20 protein-coding genes are annotated in these 18,162 nt (G+C 74.9%); 19 read left to right on the plus strand and 1 reads right to left on the minus strand.

The annotated features are described in order from the left end of the window. Positions 1 to 56: 56 nt before the first annotated feature. Positions 57 to 1,397, minus strand: a complete 1,341-nt coding sequence (locus tag OG618_RS37770; RefSeq protein ID WP_329492547.1) for a hypothetical protein — start codon at positions 1,395 to 1,397, stop codon at positions 57 to 59. A gap of 267 nt (positions 1,398 to 1,664) precedes the next feature. Between OG618_RS37770 and OG618_RS37775 the strand changes: the two genes are divergently transcribed. The 19 genes from OG618_RS37775 to OG618_RS37865 all read left to right on the plus strand — a co-directional run bounded on the left by OG618_RS37775 (position 1,665) and on the right by OG618_RS37865 (position 18,105). After that, the gene (locus OG618_RS37775) at positions 1,665 to 1,994 is read left to right on the plus strand and encodes a hypothetical protein (RefSeq protein WP_329492548.1); all 330 of its coding nucleotides are present in this window, start codon (positions 1,665 to 1,667) and stop codon (positions 1,992 to 1,994) included. A 97-nt stretch (positions 1,995 to 2,091) separates the two neighbouring features. Further along, positions 2,092 to 2,532: a hypothetical protein gene (locus OG618_RS37780; RefSeq protein ID WP_329492549.1), complete on the plus strand. Its 441-nt coding sequence runs from the start codon at positions 2,092 to 2,094 to the stop codon at positions 2,530 to 2,532. A gap of 683 nt (positions 2,533 to 3,215) precedes the next feature. Beyond that, positions 3,216 to 4,838 carry a ParB/RepB/Spo0J family partition protein gene (locus OG618_RS37785; protein WP_329492550.1) on the plus strand — a complete coding sequence of 541 codons (1,623 nt, stop codon included), beginning with the start codon at positions 3,216 to 3,218 and terminating at the stop codon, positions 4,836 to 4,838. Between the two features lie 70 nt (positions 4,839 to 4,908). Next, a complete protein-coding gene (locus OG618_RS37790; protein WP_329492551.1) occupies positions 4,909 to 5,058 on the plus strand; it encodes a hypothetical protein in 150 nt (49 codons plus the stop codon). Positions 5,059 to 5,210: 152 nt separating this feature from the next. Further along, complete coding sequence (locus tag OG618_RS37795; protein WP_329492552.1) at positions 5,211 to 5,501, plus strand: hypothetical protein; 291 nt, start codon at positions 5,211 to 5,213, stop codon at positions 5,499 to 5,501. An 89-nt stretch (positions 5,502 to 5,590) separates the two neighbouring features. Further along, entirely contained in the window at positions 5,591 to 5,959 is a 369-nt protein-coding gene (locus OG618_RS37800; protein ID WP_329492553.1) for a hypothetical protein, read from the plus strand. A gap of 15 nt (positions 5,960 to 5,974) precedes the next feature. Further along, entirely contained in the window at positions 5,975 to 6,184 is a 210-nt protein-coding gene (locus tag OG618_RS37805) for a hypothetical protein (RefSeq protein WP_329492554.1), read from the plus strand. An 84-nt stretch (positions 6,185 to 6,268) separates the two neighbouring features. Beyond that, positions 6,269 to 6,970 (plus strand): hypothetical protein, encoded by a 702-nt coding sequence (locus OG618_RS37810; RefSeq protein WP_329492555.1) that lies wholly within the window; start codon positions 6,269 to 6,271, stop codon positions 6,968 to 6,970. A 181-nt stretch (positions 6,971 to 7,151) separates the two neighbouring features. Continuing rightward, positions 7,152 to 7,820 carry a hypothetical protein gene (locus OG618_RS37815; protein ID WP_329492556.1) on the plus strand — a complete coding sequence of 223 codons (669 nt, stop codon included), beginning with the start codon at positions 7,152 to 7,154 and terminating at the stop codon, positions 7,818 to 7,820. Between the two features lie 92 nt (positions 7,821 to 7,912). Continuing rightward, positions 7,913 to 8,632, plus strand: a complete 720-nt coding sequence (locus OG618_RS37820) for a hypothetical protein (protein WP_329492557.1) — start codon at positions 7,913 to 7,915, stop codon at positions 8,630 to 8,632. An 88-nt stretch (positions 8,633 to 8,720) separates the two neighbouring features. Continuing rightward, positions 8,721 to 9,476 (plus strand): hypothetical protein, encoded by a 756-nt coding sequence (locus OG618_RS37825; protein ID WP_329492558.1) that lies wholly within the window; start codon positions 8,721 to 8,723, stop codon positions 9,474 to 9,476. Positions 9,477 to 9,625: 149 nt separating this feature from the next. Further along, positions 9,626 to 10,225 carry a hypothetical protein gene (locus OG618_RS37830; protein ID WP_329492559.1) on the plus strand — a complete coding sequence of 200 codons (600 nt, stop codon included), beginning with the start codon at positions 9,626 to 9,628 and terminating at the stop codon, positions 10,223 to 10,225. A gap of 621 nt (positions 10,226 to 10,846) precedes the next feature. Continuing rightward, positions 10,847 to 12,229 carry a hypothetical protein gene (locus OG618_RS37835; RefSeq protein WP_329492560.1) on the plus strand — a complete coding sequence of 461 codons (1,383 nt, stop codon included), beginning with the start codon at positions 10,847 to 10,849 and terminating at the stop codon, positions 12,227 to 12,229. 223 nt (positions 12,230 to 12,452) lie between these two features. Continuing rightward, entirely contained in the window at positions 12,453 to 13,079 is a 627-nt protein-coding gene (locus OG618_RS37840) for a hypothetical protein (protein WP_329492561.1), read from the plus strand. A gap of 200 nt (positions 13,080 to 13,279) precedes the next feature. Then, a complete protein-coding gene (locus tag OG618_RS37845) occupies positions 13,280 to 14,065 on the plus strand; it encodes a hypothetical protein (protein ID WP_329492562.1) in 786 nt (261 codons plus the stop codon). Positions 14,066 to 14,246: 181 nt separating this feature from the next. Further along, entirely contained in the window at positions 14,247 to 14,999 is a 753-nt protein-coding gene (locus OG618_RS37850; protein ID WP_329492563.1) for a hypothetical protein, read from the plus strand. Between the two features lie 318 nt (positions 15,000 to 15,317). Beyond that, positions 15,318 to 15,752, plus strand: a complete 435-nt coding sequence (locus OG618_RS37855) for a hypothetical protein (protein WP_329492564.1) — start codon at positions 15,318 to 15,320, stop codon at positions 15,750 to 15,752. 87 nt (positions 15,753 to 15,839) lie between these two features. After that, positions 15,840 to 16,007 carry a hypothetical protein gene (locus tag OG618_RS37860; RefSeq protein WP_329492565.1) on the plus strand — a complete coding sequence of 56 codons (168 nt, stop codon included), beginning with the start codon at positions 15,840 to 15,842 and terminating at the stop codon, positions 16,005 to 16,007. A gap of 73 nt (positions 16,008 to 16,080) precedes the next feature. Further along, on the plus strand, positions 16,081 to 18,105 hold the full coding sequence (locus OG618_RS37865; protein ID WP_329492566.1) for a hypothetical protein: 2,025 nt from the start codon (positions 16,081 to 16,083) through the stop codon (positions 18,103 to 18,105). The last annotated feature ends 57 nt before the right edge of the window (positions 18,106 to 18,162 follow it).

The following is an 18,162-nucleotide window of genomic DNA, read 5'->3' on the forward strand; positions in this document are numbered from 1 at the left end:
TGACCAGCGCGGGTTTCAAATCCGGGCCCTCGGATGAGGGCCCGAGTCTGGCCCTCTCAGGCGATGAGTTCGCGCAGGTCCCGCACGGCCTGCTCGCCGCGCCGCTGGGAAGGGATCGCCCGGTACAGGTCGAGCGCCCGAGAGCGGGTCAGCCCGGTGCGCTGGTCGGACGGCAGCGCCAGCAGCGCGGCCACCGCCTGGCGGCACGCCTGCGCGGTGTCGCCGTCGCGCTGGTCGCACAGCGCGCCGTCGAGCAGCAGCAGGGTCCGCGCCTGATGGCTGGAGGGGCCGGTGAGCGCCAGCGCGCGGGCCTGCGCCTGCCGGGCCTGGCCGGTCTCCCCCAGCAAGGTGTAGGCGTGGGAGAGGTGTACCTGTTCCTTCTGCTCCGGCAGGGTCAGCCAGGTGTCGGCCCGCTCCCCGACGTCGAGCAGGTTGGCCAGGCGGGCGACGTCGGCGAGCGCGGCCAGGGCCTGCTCGCGCTGCCCGGTCAGGGCGTAGGCGCGGGCGGCGACGGCGGCCGCGAGGGCGGCCGACGCGGAGGGTGTGGTGCCGGCGACGTGCCGGGCCTGCTCGGCGAGAGCGGCGGCGGCACGGGGGGCGCCGTAGGTCAGCGGGGTCATCGCCTCCCGGGCGAGGATCCAGGCGTGGAGGCGCCGGTCCCCGGACTCGGCGGCCGCCGAGGCGGCGGAGGAGAACCAGGCGCGAGCCTCGCGGGCCTCGCCCAGGTCGTGCAGCACGACGGCGGCCATGCCGGACAACTTCCCTGCGGCGTGGCAGAGCTCGGCCCGGATCGGGGCCGGTTGGGGGCGCTGGAGCAGGGGCTGAAGGTCGGCGACGTCGGCGACGATCTCGGCGAGCCGGGCCGCGGGGGCGGCGCCGCCGTACCCGTAGGCGTAGTGCTCGGCCGTCGCGGCCCAGTGGTCGAGGTCGGAGGCGGGGGAGGGGTTGCCGGTCAGCGCCAGGTCGAGGTGCTGCCGGGTGTGGGCGAGGGCGGCCAGGGCGGTGCCGGTCATGCCTGCGGCGAGGGCGCCGCGCAGCAGGTCGCGGCGCTTCACGGGGTCATCTGCCAGGGCTTCATAGTCGTGCTCCGGGCTGGTGGTTCTGGCGGTTTCCTCCCAGGGTCGCAGTGCGAGGCCCAAGAGCACACCGGGGATTCTCAGTCCGTCGGCGATCCGCTCGACGCTCTCCAGCGCCGTCACCCGAGCTTCGCCACGGGCCACCAGTGATACCCGCTCGGGCTTCATTCCGCACGCTTCGGCGATCCGGTTGAAGGAGATGCCGGCCGCCCGCGCCGCGGTGAAGACGGCGGCGAAGTCGCGGGCGGCGAGCGCGGCCGCGAGGTGCGGGGCCGTCACCAGGCCCGATGGCAGGGCCGCAGGTGTCGGATAGTCAGTCATGTTGCGCCCCAGGCGAGTTCTGGCGGTCCCGTTTCCGGAACGGTACCCATCGTGGGGCCCCCGCCGTGGGGTTACCGCCGACCCGGCGCCAGTGTTCACTCGACAGTGGCCAGGCGCCGAGACACCTCTCCGCCGGCCGACCCGGCCGTGCCGCCCCGAACCCCCCGTGAACTCCGGGGCGGCCCGGCCGTCCACGCCTCCCTGCCCGCGCACTCGGTTCTGGCGGACCGCGCGAGTAGGGAGGCCCAGCCGTCCCCGGGAGGTTCCGTGAAGCCAGCAGCACGCCGTCCGCGCCGGCCCCGGCCCCCTGCCCCGCCGCCGTGCGAGGGCGCGGTGAGCCGCCGCGAGGCGTGGCTGAACCGGCCCGCGAACCAGTGGCTGGTGCCCGGGGCCTTCGCCGTCGCGCCGGTCCAGGTCGGACGGCACACCGTGGTCGAGGCCCTCGGCGTGGTCCAGCAGGTCGGCACCCACCCCTGGCGGGACGAGGAGATACCGGACCAGGTGTACCTCCGGCCGCCCGGTGGCGGCATCGAGTGGCAGGCACCGGTGCGGTCGGTGAAGCCCGCACCCCCACCCACCGGCGCCAGCGCCCGCTGACCCCGTATCGGCCCCGTCGGTACGGTCGTTGACCCCCATGGGCACCCGAGTCCGCGCCCCGGCTCCAGCGCCCGAGCAGATCCCCCCGGAGAGAGCGATGACCAGCACCAGCACCACCCCGGACACCAGCACCGCCACCACCGCGGCCATCGCGGCCGCGTGCCGCCAGCTCGGCCTGGACCTGCCCGAGCCGGTGAACCTGGCTGGGGTGCGCGACCGGATGAAGGCCGGCCACCCCGCCCTGCACGAGCGGCCCCGGCGGCTGCTCGGCCACGCCACCCTGATGCTGGACACCGTGCTGTGGGTCGGCGGCTCCGCCTCGGAGACCGGCCGCGAGGGCCTGGCCGACGTCCTGCTGCTGCTGCAGCGCGCCCAGGCCCTCGGCCCCGACGGCCCCGGCTACGTCGTGCGCCCCGACGGGACCACGCTCTGCGCGCTCTGCGGCAACACGGCAGGCCGTGAGATCGGCGCGGCCGAGCGCGAGGGCTGGTTGGACGGCCACCGCGACATCTGTACGGCCCCCACCTATCGCGCCTGAACCCTGCCGGCCCGCGCCAGCGCACCGACGGACCCCGCGTCCGTCGGCGCGCTGGCGTTTCGCCGTACCCGGCCGCGGAACCGGCCGTGCGGGTGGTCGGCCTGCCGGGCGGGGGTCCGCCGGCGGTCGGGTGCGGGTGGTCGCCTTCCGGCATCGACCTTCGGCCGATCCGGCAGTGGGCGCGCACCGGGCGTGTGCCCGCGCCGTGCGGCTCCGGCGGCCGGGTGCGGGCAGGCTCCCGCGCTGTGCGGGACTTGGGAGGCTTCGCCCGCGCGCTCAGCCTCGCGGGGGGCTCCTCCGGACCCCCGCCCCCCGCGACTCCAATTCGCGGGCGGGGCGCCGTTCGTGGCTGGCACGGGCGGGTGGCCGGGGCCCGGCGGGAACGGTGGCCGGCCGCGCGGGGGTGGCCGCACGGTGGCGGACGTCGCAAGAGGGCCGGAGGCGGTACAGGCCGATCGGGCGGATGCTGGACGGCCGGGTGGCAGGGCTCAAAAACGGCTCACTGGGAGGGGGGCGCGGATTGGGCCGGGAGGGGGAAAGTGCAGGTCAGGGGCGGTTTTGGGTTGGACAGCAGGCCCCAAGTCATGGTTTAATTGAGTCATCAAGGCGGGGAGGGCAACCCCCGCCGAGAGGCCCCGGCCGAACCGGCCGGGGGAAGCCACCGACACACCGAGGACAACGCCTTGACCACCGCTGTGAAGACCGCGCCCGAGTCCGACGCTGCCACCGAGGAGAAGCCTGCCGCCCCGGCCCCGTGGCCGCTCGCGTCCATCGCCGACCTGCTCGCCCACCCGGGCAACGTCCGCGCCACCGAGGCGGACGCGGAGCTCACCGCCTCGATCGCCGAGCACGGCATCGAGGACCCGTTGCACGTCGTCCGGCTCAGCGACGGCACGCCCCAGGTGATCGACGGTTTCCGGCGCATCGCCGCCGCCCAGGCGGCCGGACTGGAGTCCGTCCCCTACTCCCCGATCCCTCAGATCCGGGTCAGTGAGCTGACGCCCCACAAGGGCAACTTGCGCAAGGGCCTGCGGCTGACCAAGGAATTCGTGGCCAGCATCCGCGCGGACGGCGTGACGATCCCGGTTCTGATCACCACCGGCGACGGCGGCGCGCTGCTGCTGGTAGACGGGCACCGTCGTCTCGCCGGGGCGATCGAGGCCGGGCGCACCCACATGCCGTACGAGCGGCGCGAGCGCAACGCCGCTCAGCAGCGGCTCGACATGCTCACCACGGCGGTGCACCGCGCGCCGCTCACCGAGGCCGAGGTGACCGCCGGACTGTTCGACGCCGCCGAGCTTGGCGCGAGCACCGCCCAGATCGCCACCGCGTCCGGCCGCACGCAGAAGCTGGTCAAGGCCACGGTGAAGGCCGCCGGGGCCGCCCCGGTCAAGGCCCTGCGCGAGGCGGTGCCCGCCGTCGCCCTGACGCTGGACCAGATGAGCGACCTGTCCGAGCTGGACGACGAGACGGCCGCCATGAAGGAGATCGCCGAGGCCGCCACCAAGGGCGAGAACCTCACCTACGTGATCCGGCGGGTCAAGGGTCGCCAGGAGGCCGACAAGTCGGCCGCCGCCCGGCTGGTCGAGCTGCAGGCCGCCGGGGCCCGCATCCGCGAGGCGGACGAGCTGAGCGAGCGGGCCCAGCGGATCTACTACCTGCGCGACCAGGCCGGTAAGAGCTACAGCGAGGACCGGCACGCCGCCGAGTGCCGGGGCGCGGTGTTCGTGCGCGGGACCAGCGACTACACCCAGTGGTGCGCGAACCCGGGTCTGTACGAGCACAAGGTGGTGCACCCCAACGAGGCCGGGCCGCGCAAGACGGCCGCCGAGACCCGGGCCATCAAGGCCGGAAACATTGACTGGCAGGCGGCCACCGACACCCGCCGGGCGTGGGTCAAGGCCCTGCTGGCCAAGGGCCGCAAGTACACCGCCGCCGAGACCGCCGCACTGCAGAAGGCCGTCACCCTGGCCATGCTGTCCGGGTTCGGCAGCATCTCCGGCCGGTTCGGCGACCACCGCACCTTGCCGACCCTGGCGGAGCTGCTCGGCACGGGCGGCGCGCGAGAGGCGGACTTCGTCAAGCTCATGGACCGGGCCACCGCCGCCCGGCTGGTCGCCCTGGCATTCGCCAAGATCGCCGCGTGCGGGGAGATGGACGCCACCCGCGAGGCGTGGCGCGAGGACGGCGGTGGCCGCCGCACCAAGACCCGCGAGTACCTCGGGCTGCTGGTGATGCTCGGCTACACGCCCACCGTGATCGAGCAGGCCGTCATGGCCGACAAGCCGTACACGCCGAAGCCCTGACCCCCCCGCCGGGGCGGGCGGTCCGCCCGCCCCGGCCCATCCCGCCGACCACCAGAGGAGAGAGGCCGACATGAGCGCCTGCTACACCTGCGACAGCGGCCGGTATCGCTGCCCCCGCGATGAGGGCAAGGCCGGGTGCACCTTCCAGACTGAGGCCGAGAACCAGGCCGCACGCGAGGCGATGGAGCCGGAAGACGGCCCGTACGACGGCGATTGGTGACCAGGATTCACCCGGTCGGCAGGGGGTCTGAGCTGTACCTTTGCCCAGAACCATGGTTTAATTGAGTCATCAAGGCGGGGGAGGGCAACCCCCCGCCGAGACCCCCGGGGCCGACCGGCTCCGGGGAGCAACTCCACCAACAGGAGCCCGAGTTGAACGCCAAGACCTACCGCACGGACGCCCCGATCGCCGCCGGTCTCGACCTGGCCGAGCTGCTCTGGAACGGCGAGATCCGCGTCATGGCCGCCGGTCCGGACGGCGCGTGGACCGCCACCCCGGCCCACGGCAGCGTGGCCCGCGCCTTCCCGACCCCCGAGCACGTGCGCGCGTTCGCGGACTACACCCGCCACACCGCCGCGCAGGCCGCCGCCGAGCCCGAGGGCGAGTTCCTGCGGCGGATGAGCGCCAAGGCCGCCGAGATCACCGCCGTCACCCAGCGCTGACGGACCGTCTCCCCGCCACGGCCCGGCGGGAGCGGAGGGCAACCCGCCCCCGCCGGGCCCACCCACCAACACCGAGAAGGACCAGCACCGTGCAGAAGACCACCGCACCCGCCAGCACCGACACCGGGTGCTGCCAACTCGCCCCCGCCGCCGCCACCGCCGTCCAGCTTTCCGAGCTGATCCAGGCCCGCGCGATCGCCCGCCACCTGCCCGGTCTCGGGATCGAGTCCAACCGGATCGCCGCCGCGTGGGACGCCGAGGAGGCCGCCGCCGTGGTCCGCGTCGACAGCGCCCGGGGTCTGTGGGCGCTGGTGATCCCGCCGGTCGGCACCGCCTTCCCGGTCCGGTGGCGCGGCAAGCGGGTCGGCGCGCTGGACGTGCGCCGGGTGCCCGCCCTGACCGACAGCGCCGCCGCCGTCCACCTGGTCGCCTACCTGCGCGACCGCGCCGCGCTCTAGTCGAGGAGAACCACCGTGACGAAGGCCCTGTTCGCCCCGTCGACCCCGGTCGAGATCGCCGCCGCCGGGTACGAGGCCCGGTCCGCCCAGCGCGGGCACGACCGGCTGCACCACAAGTACGGCCGCCGCGCGGAGCCCACCGCGTTCGCCAAGGCGTACCGCGACGCCGCCGAGTCCGCGTTCGAGGACGTGATCGCCCGCATCGCGCCCCGACCGGCCGACTGACCGACCACCGATCCCAGCCCGGCGAGGGCGGAGGGCAACCCGCCCCCGCCGGGCCCACCCCACCAACACCCCGAAGGACAGGCCATGTTCGACATCGAGACCCCCGGCTCCCGCACCACCCCCGACCAGCTGGACGTGATCGAGGCTCTGCGCGTCTGCTCCGCCCTGTTCGCGGTGCGCGGCTTCTACCAGCCGCTTTCCCGTCAGTGGGAGCCGCAGCCGCCCACCGCGATGGAGGCGGAGCAGTACCTGCACGGGTACGACTACCCCGAGCTGCGGCGCGAGGTGGACGCGGTCACCGGCGCGGCCGACGCCGCCGCCGAGGCGCTCCAGTGGTGCCTTGACGGCCAGTTCAGCGGCAACGAGTTCCGCCAGCGTCTGGCCGCGATCGCCCGCCACCCGGTGACCGTCTGGCGCAACCTTCCGCTGCTCGCGTCCGTGCCCGCCGCCATGAAGCGGGAGCGCGCCGCCGAGGAGACGGCGAAGGCGGCCGAGGTGTCCCGGCACCTCGGGGTGGTCGACTACCGGCTGACCGGGCTCACCCTGTCGGTCGTGCGCGTGCTCGACCTCGGCCAGCGGACCTACGGCTACCACTCCCAGCCCCGGCACCGGCTGATCTTCCGCGACGCCGAGCTGAACGTCCTGACGTGGCTGTGCACCAGCACCCGCCGCCCGGCCACCGGCCGCACCGTCACCCTGTCCGGCACGGTCAAGGCCCACGGCCACTACCGGGGCACCGCGCAGACCGAACTCACCCGGTGCCGGTGGGACTACGCCACCAGCTGACCGGCCGCCGGTCCCGGGGTACCGCCCCGGGACCGGCCCGGCCCCCGGGCGGGTGTCCGGGTCGCGGCGGCATCGAGCCGCCGCACCCCGGGCTGCCGCGCCCGGCCGCCCGCCGGCCTTTCCCGCCCGGCCCCCCGGGCCGGACACCACTACCCCCACCACCACGATGAAGGGCACCACCATGACCACCCTTGGCGAAGCGTTCGACACCGCGTACGCCCTCGCGGACCGGCTGGCCGATCTGGGCTTCGCCGCCCACGTCGCGGGCGACCCCCTCCACCTCGGAGCCGCCGAGCTCAACATCACGGCGCACGGCCGACCCGCCAGCCTCTTTCTCGTGCTCGCCGAGGGAGACCTGTCGTGGGAGGCGGTCAGCGACGCCCCGGACGACACCAACGGCGACGTCATCGAAGAGGGCACCCGCTACGGCGTCGACCTCCACCAGGCCGCCGAGCACGCACAGCGGTGGCTCGCCGCAGTCGGCCACCGGCCCGAGTACCCCGCGACGGAGTTCGGCGGCGACGACCTGGCCCGGGTCACGGCGGACCGGATGACCGGCACCGTCAGGGAGTCGACCTACGGCCAGTGGCAGATCACCCTCCCCGACGGCCCGCACGTCCTGGTCACCGACTGCGAGGGCGGCCTGTTCGCCGTCCGCGCCGTCCCCTGCGACCGGCCCGACCTGGCCGGTGAGTGCGAGGACCCCGACCACGAGTGGCCGACCGCCGCCGCCGACCCGGGCAGCACCGTCGACCTGTCGGAGGGCGGCCACACCCTCGGCGAGGCCGCCGCCCGCATCGAGCACGCGGCGGCCGGCCAGCTGCACACCCTGCGCGCCACCGGCCGCTGACCGACGACTTCCGCACGGGAGGGCAACCCCGCGCGGACCCCGGTGCGGCCCGACCCGGGCCGCACCACCACCAACACCCCGAAGGAACAACCATGTTCGAGAACAAGCGGGCCGCCGAGGCCCTCGCCGCCGCCCTCACCCGGGCCCGCATCCCCGCCGAGGCCGTGGACCTGGCCGGTGGCTGCCACTCCGCGCGGATCGAGCTGACCGTCTCCGGCAGCTACGGCGCGCTCTACCTGGAGCCCGACGAGGACGCCCTGCACTGGCAGCTGGACAACGCCGACACGGAGGTGGTCAGCTGCGGCACCTGGCCCGCCGTCATCCCCGCCCGCCGCAACCACCGTACGGTCAGGTTGGTCCGCCGCTGGCTCAAGGCGAACCGCGCCACCCTCGGCCGCCCCGCGCCCGCCCCGATCGAGTACCTGATCGGCGACGAGGTGAACGGCTGGATGTGGGTGTTCTGCCTCGTGGCCACCCGGTACGCCGAGGCGCTGGTCAACGGCCGGATCACCCCGGACGAGGACGCCAAGGCCCTCGCCGCGCTCTACCCCGAGCTCACCGAGGAGTACGGGCTGGACGACGGCGACGGATGGGAGGCCGGGATCGGCATCATCCACGCCCTCGCCCACGGCTGGATCGTCAATCTCGACCAGGGCCAGGACCACCCCGACTACGGGCGCGAGTGGTGCTGGACCGTCCAGGGCCTGAACGCACAGCACGGACCCGACGCCGTCGAGCGCCTGCGGAACGCCTTCCAGGGTGACGTGCTGGCCGCCGCCCGAGCCTTCCTGGCGCAGAAGCACACCATCTGACCAGCCCCGGGCCGCGCGGGAGGGCAACCCCGCGCGGCCCGGCCGGACCGGATCACCCACCAACACCGAGAAGGACCACCCCGTGATCATGTGGAACCCCGATGACCTGCTCGCCGACGTCGTCCGCGCCGAGCTGACCCGCCGCCGCCTTGCCTACGAGGTGCACGGCAGCGCCGCCTGCACCTACCTGGTCCTGCCCCTCCCGGGCGGCTGCGGCGAGGTGGCGATGTCCGACGTGAACAGCGACCTTGACGGCCCGCTCGCCGAGTACAGCGGCCTGCACGCCCACTACTTCCCGACCGGCCACCTGGAGGGACGCGACGACGAGGTGGTGCTGTTCGAGTCACCGAACCTCGGCGACCGCCGGAGCCCCGACCGGTTCCCCGTCGAGTTCGCCGAGCTGCTCGGCGCCGTTGAAGCCTGCTTCCGGCTGTTCGCCCCGCGCCGCCAGGCCGCCAAGCGGCTGCGGGAGATCGCCGCGACCGAGACCGTCGGCAGCCGCCCGGCCCCCGACCCGGCCCCCGCCCGCTACCGCTGGCGCCGGGGCGCCGACGACACCGTGGCCCTGTCGGTGACCGCCACCGCCGTCATGGACGCCGAGGCGATCGCCGCCAAGTTGTACGCCACATTCAGCAAGCCGTTCGAGAGTGGCGACCCGCTCCCGCCGCTGCTGACCGTCCAGGACGTCATGCAGGTGCTCGCCAGCGAGGCCGCCGGATGCGCCGACGGCTGGCACTTCTGGGCCACCGAACCCGGCCAGGACGCATGGGACACCGTCCACCCGTGGGCCGAGGCCCAGGTCCGCAGGCTGTTCCCCGAGCTGACCTGGCCCCCGGCCGACTGACCGCACCGCCGCCGGTCCCGGGCCCAGCGCCCGGGGCCGGCCCCGCCCCCCGGGGCGGGTTCCCGGGTCGCGGCGGCATCGAGCCGCCGCACCCCGGGCTGCCGCGCCGCCCGTCCCGCCCCTGCCAACACCCACCGAGGAGAACCGCGTTGAACCCCCTGACCCCCGCCCGCGTCATGCTTGACGACCTCGGTCCGTTCGACTGCCTCACCTACGGCGACACCTGCCCGAACGGGTACAGCCTGCCTGTCCTGACCCTGGACCAGGTCCACCGGATCGCCGCCGTTCTGGACGCCGAACACGCCTTCCGTCCCGAAGCGGACGTCCTGCGCATCGAGGGGGAGGTGGTCGAGGTCCGAGACGAGGAGGGCGAGTTGGTCGAGCGCTGCCCCCCGGGCGCCGACGGCCTGTACCGCGTCGGCCACGGCTGCTGGACCTGGCGGATCGTGGACCCCGCCCCCGCCGTTCCTGTCGCCGTCCCCGCCGGGGAGGCTGGCGCGCGGGTGGCCGCCGCCGAGTTCGCCCGCGCCCTGGCCGAGCTGGTCGGCGGCTTCCCCACCGACGAGGAGGGGAAGGTGGGCGCGGTCCTGACCCTGCTGCACCCCGACGGCACCCCGGCCGGAACGGTGGTCCTGCAGCCCGGCCACCTCCCGTGGCTCACCGGCCTGGTGCGGGAGTCGCTCACCGCCGAGCGCCTCGCCCACACCGACGAACAGGGTGACGAGCCGTGGGACAGCCTCCCGGGCTGACTGCCGTACCCGGCCGTGCGGGCGCGTGCGGGTGGTCGGCCTGCCGGGCGGGGGTCCGCCGGCGGTCGGGTGCGGGTGGTCGTCTTCCGGCATCGGCCTTGCGGCCGATCCGGCAGTGGGCGCGCACCGGGCGTGTGCCCGCGCCGTGCGGCTCCGGCGGCCGGGTGCGGCGTGCGTTCCCGCGCCGCGGGAGGTCTTGGGAGGCTTCGCCCGCGCGCTCAGCCTCGCGGGGGGCTCCTCCGGACCCCCGCCCCCCGCGACTCCAATTCGCGGGCGGGGCGCCGTTCGTGGCTGGCATGGCGGGGTGGCCGGGGCCCGGCGGGAACGGTGGCCGGCCGTGTGGGGGTGGCCGCACGGTGGTGGACGTCGCGGAGGGCCAGGAGGCGGTGCCGGTCGGTCGGGCGGGTGCGGGCCGGCCGACGGGCGGGGCTCGAAAGCGGCTGACTGGGAGGGGGGCCCGGCGACGGCCGAACGGGTGAAAGTCCAGGTCAGGGCCCCTTTGGGGCTGGACACCACCCCCAAAACCATGGTTTAATTGAGTCATCAAGGCGGGGAGGGCAACCCCCGCCGAGAGGCCCCGGCCAAACGGCCGGGGGAGCCACCAACAGCGAGGAACCCCCGATGACCGCCAAGACCCTGGCCGCCGTTCCGTCCGGAGCCGTCAAGATCGCCAAGGCCGCCGCCGCCGCCGGATGGACCACCGAGGTTTCCACCTGCGGAGACGACAGCTTCCGGTTCTACGTCCTCAACGGCACCAACGGCACGGGCGAGGAGTTCCAGGCGTCGTGGGTCGGCACCGGCAGCCGGTGGCGGATCGACGGCAGCCCGACCGTCCGGGTCGAGGGCAGCGACTGGATCGGCGCGAAGCTCGCCGAGGTGGCCGCCGTCATCGAGCACAACCCCGCCCCGGTCGCCGAGGAGGTCGCCCCGGTCGCCCCGGTCGCCCCGGTCGCCGAGGAGCCCGCCGAGGCCGCCGAGGTTGAGTGGCTGTTCGCGTGGCGTGCCGACGAGGACGACGCCGGTTGCCCAATCGTGTACCGCAACGCGCTGTGCGACGGGGTGTACTACGGCATTGGGCGGCACACGACGGTTCCGTCTCGGCTCCGTGTTCACCACATCGACAGTCGCGCGCTGCTGGCCACGGTCGACACCGAGGCGGAGGCCGTTGCCGTCATCTCCGGGCACCGGGCGGAGCTGGAGATTGAGCGCGCGAAGGAGGCCGCAGCGAAGGCCGAGGCTCTGCGCGAGCGGGTCCGCAGCTACGGTTTCACCGCCGCCGACATGGAGGCTCTGGCTAGCGCGTACACCGGTCGTCTCGACCGGGACCACCCCAGCTTCGCTAGCTTGGTTGCGCGCGGGTGGCTGGTCCCGTGGATCGTCGGTGGCTACGTCTACACCTTCGGTCCGGACACCGAGCTTGCCTGGCGTCAGGCGGACCGGGGTATCCAGGCCGGATGGCTCACCACCCCCGAGCAACGCGACCAGGCCCCCGTCTGGCGGTGCGTCGAGTGCGACATCTACCGCACCGGGGCCGACGAGGTGTGCATCACGTGTGGTGACGGCCCCGCCGAGGTGGTCGAGCGGCCGGAGCTGGAGGAGCCCGCTACCTGGCAGTGCGGAGGGTGCCGGGCCCACAGCGGCATGGGTGAGGCGGAGTGCACAGTGTGCGGATTCGGTCCGCTCGACAGCGCCGAGCAGGACGCCCACGCCTACGACGAGGAGGCCGAGGCGGAGGAGCCCGCCCCGGTCGCGGCCGTCCCCTCCCCGCTGGCCGCCGCCCAGGCCGCCCACCTCTACACGATCAAGCGCACCGGCCACGGCCGCTGGCACCTCACCGTGTCGGGCGAGTTGTACGAGATCACCCGGCTGACCGGCCGCGCGTCGTACGCCGTCGAGCACGCCACCGGGACCGGGCGGGCCCGGGTGGGCGAGCCGGTCGGCAGCCTCACCAGTGCCGCCCAGCAGGCCAAGCAGCACGTCCGGTCGCTGGCCCTGGCCGCGTGATCGGCCCCCGGTCCCGGGCACCGCGCCCGGGACCGGGGCCCCGCCCGACGGGCGGGTGACCGGGCCGGAGCGGCATCGAGCCGCCCCGACCCGGGGCTGACGCCACCTCGGCCGACCCGGCCGAGCCTTCCGGACCACCACAGACCCCCGCGCGGGAGGGCAACCCCGCGCGGCCCCCGGCCGACCCGGGCCGGACACCACCAACACCGAAGGACGGAACACCATGACCGCCATTACCACCACCACCGACCCCGACCTGACCCCCGGGACGGCCGGGCAGATCGTGGCCGAGATCCGGGCCGCCATCGAAACCGGGTTGGCCCCGCTGTTCGCTGCGATGGAGTGGGCGGAAGAGGAGATCGAGGACGGCCAGGCCCGCCACGGCGAGCGCGGCCAGCACACGAGCCGGATTTGGCGTGAGTCGTTCGCGCTGGCCAGGCCGACTCACGACCGGTTCAGCCGCGCGGAGATCCTCTACCGGGCCCACGTCTCCGAGCTGGTCGACCGGGTCGCCACCGGCAAGGACACCCGCCCCGGGACGACGGCCGAGCTGATCGCCGTTCTCATGGACTGCAGCTTGGTCGGGCCGCTGAACTCCGCCGCCTCATGCCTCCAGATGCGACTGTTCGCCCGTGCCTTCCCGGCCGCGTTCGAACAGCACATCGCCGAGGCGGTCGAGCTGGAGGCGTACGAGACCGTGCACGGCAAGCAGGCCGACGAGTACGAGGCCGAGATGCGGCGCAGGGCCGCCCAGCCGTGGCGGGTCACCAAGGACCGGCGGACGCCGGAGCTGGACCAGCAGACGCCGAAGGCGCTGGAGGCCCCGACCCAGCTTCTGTTGGAGCTGTGAGCCTCGGCCCCGCCCCGGCCGGTGGCCGGGGCGGGGCGGCCGGCCGGGGCGGCATCGAGCCGCCCCGGGCCGGGCTGACGCTCCCTCGGCCGACCGGTCGATTCCTCCGGACCACCCCCAGGCCGCCGCGCGGGAGGGCAACCCGCGCGGCCCCCGGCCCGACCCCGGGCCGGACACCACCAACACGAGACGAGGCCACCATGACCGCCACCCCCGCCCTGACCGTCGGAACCCGCGTCTTCCACGACGCGGCCGACGCCGACGCCCCCGACCACGGCACTATCCGGCTGATCACCACGGACACCAGCCCCGGCGCTCTGTACCCCGTGACGTACGTCGTGGAGTGGGACCGCCAGCAGGGCAGCACCGACGAGTGCGAGGCGTGCGAGCTGAACCCGCTGCCCGCCGACGGCCAGCAGGTGCCGCAGCCGCTCCCCGGGATCGAGCCGGGCGTTCGCGTCGAGGGCACGATGACCTACCAGGCCCCGGGAGCCGGGGCCGCGCCCCGCGAGATCATCCGGCGCGGCACCTACACCGGGCCCCGGGGCGGCACTCGGCACACCGTGCGGTGGGACGGTTCCGACGTGCCCGAGGCCGCCGAGGCCGCCGACTTCCGGGCCGTCCACCCCGACGTGATCCAGGCGGAGCGCCGCGCCACCCGCCACACGGTCGGTGACCGTGTCGAGTGGTGGGACGGGACGCGCAACGGCCGGGTGTTGGAGACCGCGACGTTCTTCGGTTCATCGGGTCTGGCCCGGACCCTGGTCCGCGTCGCGTGGACCGGTGAGCGGGTTCCCGATCGGCGCTGGCACGAGGCCGCCGAGCTCTACCCGATGCACGGTGCGCAGCTCGCCGCCGAGTACGGCCGCCGCCGCCGTAGCGGCCAGTCGCACGCGCAGGCCATGGCCGTCTACCACGGCGACATCCACCGCCCGGCCCCCGCCGCCGTCCGCAACGAGGACCGCGTGTCCCCGCTGGACCGCTGACCGGCCCCGCCCCGGCCGCTGGCCGGGGCGGGGCGGCCGGCCGGGGCGGCATCGAGCCGCCCCGGCCGGGGCTGACGCTCCCTCGGCCGACCGGTCGATTCCTCCGCACCACCGAAGGCCGCCGCCCGGGAGGGCAACCCCGGGCGGCGGCCGGACCCACCAACAACGAGAGGTACCCGCTGTGAACAGCTTCGCCGTCAACACCCGCGTCTCCCGCCGCGCCGCCAACCCCGAGACCCCCGACTACGGGGTGATCCGGCTGATCATCACCCGCCCCGTCACCGTGTTCGGCCCGCACGTGTCGTACCTGGTCGAGTGGGACCGCCAGCAGGGCCGCACCTTTCGGTACGAGGCCGCCTCACTGGCCCTGGTCCCCGAGCAGGCTGCCCCGCAGGTGATTCCCGGGATCGACGTGGGCGTGCGGGTCGAGGGGGTCACCACCTACCAGGGGCCGGACGCTGACAGCGTCGCCCGGTCGATCCTGCGGCGAGGCAAGTACACCGGGCCCCGGTACACCCACCACACCGTGCTGTGGGACGGCGAGCGGGAGCCCGAGATGGTGGACCGGTGCGACTTCTGGGCCGCCGTCCCCGGCGCCGTCCGGTTCGAGCGGGCCCGGCAGGGCGGGTTCGCCGTCGGCGACGTCGCGGAGGCGGTCCGCGACGGCGGGACGGTCAGCGGCCGGGTGCTGGAGATCCTCCCCGGGGCGGGCAAGTGCGTGCGGGTGGCGTGGGTCGGCCAGGACGGCAGCCAGTGGCACGGGGCCGACGAGCTGTACCCGCTGCACGGTGCCCAGCTCGCCCAGGAGTACGAGCGTCGGATGCGGGGTGGCCAGACCCACGAGCAGGCCAGCAGCGTCTACCTCGGCGACTACCGGCCGATCACGGATCTCGCCGTCCGGGCGTATGGCTACATCCTGCCGCTCGACCGCTGACCGGCCGCCGGCCCCGGGGTGCCGCCCCGGGGCCGGCCCCGCCCCGGTCGCGCGTCCGGGTCGCGGCGGCATCGAGCCGCCGCACCCCGGGCTGCCGCGCGGCAGCCGGCCGCGCCGGCCAACCGGCCAACAGTGGACGCCCCTTCGGGGCGGCGCCCCTTCCGGTCCGGCGCGTTCACCGCCGGTGGCCGTGGCCGGCCCCCGGCGGGCGCCGGACGAGCAACCGTCCCCGCCCCGCCTTCCGACCTACCGCACCGCCGCCGTCGGCGGCACCGGCGAGGCAACCGCCGGAGACCTTCCACCGACAGGAGAAGCACCGTGAGCACCCCCCGACCCACCGACGACTACCTGCGCGCGTTCTGCGCGGCCGCCCTCGCCGAGACCGCCTGGTTCGAGGCCCTGCCCCTCCCCGCCGACCCGGACCCGACCCGCGGCCGCGAGTGGGAAGCCGTCGAGGTGCTCGGCCTCGGCCTGCACTCCCTCCCCGACGGCCAGCGCGAGCAGTTCCTGGCCGCCGCCACCGAGTTCGTCAGCGCCCGCCCCGAGCTGCTCGACCAGAACCCCACCTATGTCGGCGAAGCGTGGTGGATCGCCCAGCGCGGCCCGGACGCCTGCCCCGGCCGCGACTTCGACGGCTGGGAGGACCTGGCCCCGGAGCTCCGCCACCGCCTGGACCAGGCCGCCCGGCGGTCCACGTACCGGTTCGGCGCCGTGCAGCTGGACGACGCCGCCGCCACCGTCCGGTTCGTCTGACCGCCCATGACTCCCGTCCGCTCCCCGCGGACGGGCCCCACCGCCGGAGCGAGGGCAACCGCCCGGCCCACCAACAAGGAGACACCGATGTTCGACCGCGACGAGAGCAACGAGTCCGCCATCCCGAAGTTCAGCGCCAGCCTCCCGGGCCAGCGCAAGGACGGCACCCCCGGAGCCGGCGGCGGCCGCCCGTTCGGGCCCGACCCCGACGGCACCGGTCGCGTGCCCCGGCAGGGCGAGAACCCCGACCGCTGACCCAGCCCAACCGGCCGGGCCCGGGAAGACCAGCCGTCTCCCGGGCCCGGCCCCACCGGACGAGGTGCCACCGATGAATCTCCCTCCGATGTGCCAGGCCACCACGCAGGACACCGCCGAGGCCGGCCGCCTGCTCGCCACCGCCCGGCCCTGCCGGGCCGACGCCACCCACCGGGTGGTCGGGCACGCGCTCAACACCCCGACCCTGGCCGCCGCCCACCACGAACTCGCCTGCGCGGAGCACGCCGATCAGCTCGCCGAGCAGTGGACCGACCGAGGCGTCCGTACCGGTGGCAAGCGCCGCCCGGTGATCGCCCGCGTCCACCCGTACGTGCCCGGCGGGCTCTACCCCACCGAGCTGCAGCCCGCGTTCGAGGGCCTGCCCAGCTTCACCCCGAAGCCCCGGACGGCCCCGGCCGCCCCCGCCAGGCCCAAGCGCACCCCGCCCCCGCGGCAGGCCCCGCTGTGGACGGCGGCCGCCCAGGTCGCTGCCGCGGTCACCGCCACCGACCCCGTCCACCCGGGCGCCGAGCCGGCCGTACCCGTGCTGCCCGCGTTCCTCCGCGTGACGTCGCAGAACCTGGACGATGACCGGTGGTCGGTGGAGTGCTCGCGCCACAGCGGCGAGTGGCACACCGTGCGCCTGGTCGACGGCGACCGGATCGACGCCGAGGACTGGGCCCGCTACCACGCGCTGGAGCACGTCCAGGAGCACCAGCTGGTGACCCCGTTCGAGCTGGAGCTGGCCCAGGCCGCCGGGTTCTCCGCCGCGCAGGCCGAGGTGATGAGCTGGGCCGGGCGCGGCGAGTTGGAGGAGGACCTGAACGGCTTCTACGTCGCCGACGGCGGCCACTGGAAGCCGAAGGCGTTCGACGCCCGGCGGGTGCGCACGCTGATGGCCCGGGGGTACCTGGCCTGGCAGGCCGAGAGCACCGGCTACCGCCGGGCCGTTCCGCTCTCCATCGCCGGACGGGCCGCCTGGACCATGTGGAGCCGCGCCCAGCGTCTCGGCCTGGTCGAGTACGCCGAGGTGGACACCGAGACCGGCGTCACCGACGTGCGCCGCAGCCAGTACGTGATGCTGCGCGAGGAGTTCCCCGCCGAACGGGAGGCCGCCAACCGCCGCGCGAAGGAGACGCCGGCCCCCGGCAGCGAGCTGCGGCCGCCGGCGGTCCGCACCGCCGCGGACTGGCACCACCCGCTCGATGCCGAGCACGTGCTGGTGCGCGAGCGCCTGGTCGAGTACGGCGATCACCGGTACGCCGTGCGCCGGGCGGGGGAGGGGGAGCCGATGACGCTCACCCGTGCCGACGGCGGCCCCGTGCTCGCCGAGGGCCTGCGCTGGTGGGGCGAGGTGGAGCGCGCCGTCACCGAGCACGCCCAGGCCGGCGGCGAAGCCGGCCGCGACGAGCTCGGCCCCCGGCCGGTGATCCCGTGGGGCCTGCTGATCCCCTGCCCCGTGACGATCCACCAGGCCGGCTACCGCTGGACCGACGTCGAGTGCAGCGACTGCGAGAAGTACCGCGACCCGGACGACCAGGAACCCGGGCTCGGCGCGCACGACAGCCAGCGCGCCGCCGTCACGGCCGCTGTCTTCCACGCCCAGCGCCACGAGAAGGCCATCCGCGAGTCCATGGAGCAGATGCTGCGGGAGGACGCCGTCAAGGCGCTGGCGCCGGTGTTCACCCTGGAGCTGTACGCGATTCTCGCCGCCGTCCAAGTCCGCGCCGACGGCCTCACCTACGACGGCCGCCGCAGGTTCCGCATGATCCCGGCGGAGACGCCCACCAACGCCAAGCGGCGCGGCCGGCCCGTGCGCCGGGAGCTGGTCGAGTTGCTGCAGCGCGGCGGTTACCTCTACGGCCGCAAGGACGCCGGACCCGTGCGGCCGACGCCCGACGGAACCCTCGCCGTGCAGGCCCTGGTCGAGGTCGAACTGCCCGCGACCTGGCCCATGGGCAAGGCGCCCGAGACGCTGCGGGCCGTGCCCGATGGATGGGCTGAACGGCGCTGGCGCGAGCTGCGGACGGCCCGGTGGGAGAGGTTGGAGGCCGAGCGCGCGCGAGGCGGTTCCCCCGACCCCGCCGCTCTGGTTTAATTGATTCATCATTCCCGGGTGGTCGGCCTCGGCCTGCCGTCCGGGGAACGACAAAGG

It is taken from the genome of Kitasatospora sp. NBC_01246 (genome assembly GCF_036226505.1).
Taxonomy (GTDB): domain Bacteria; phylum Actinomycetota; class Actinomycetes; order Streptomycetales; family Streptomycetaceae; genus Kitasatospora.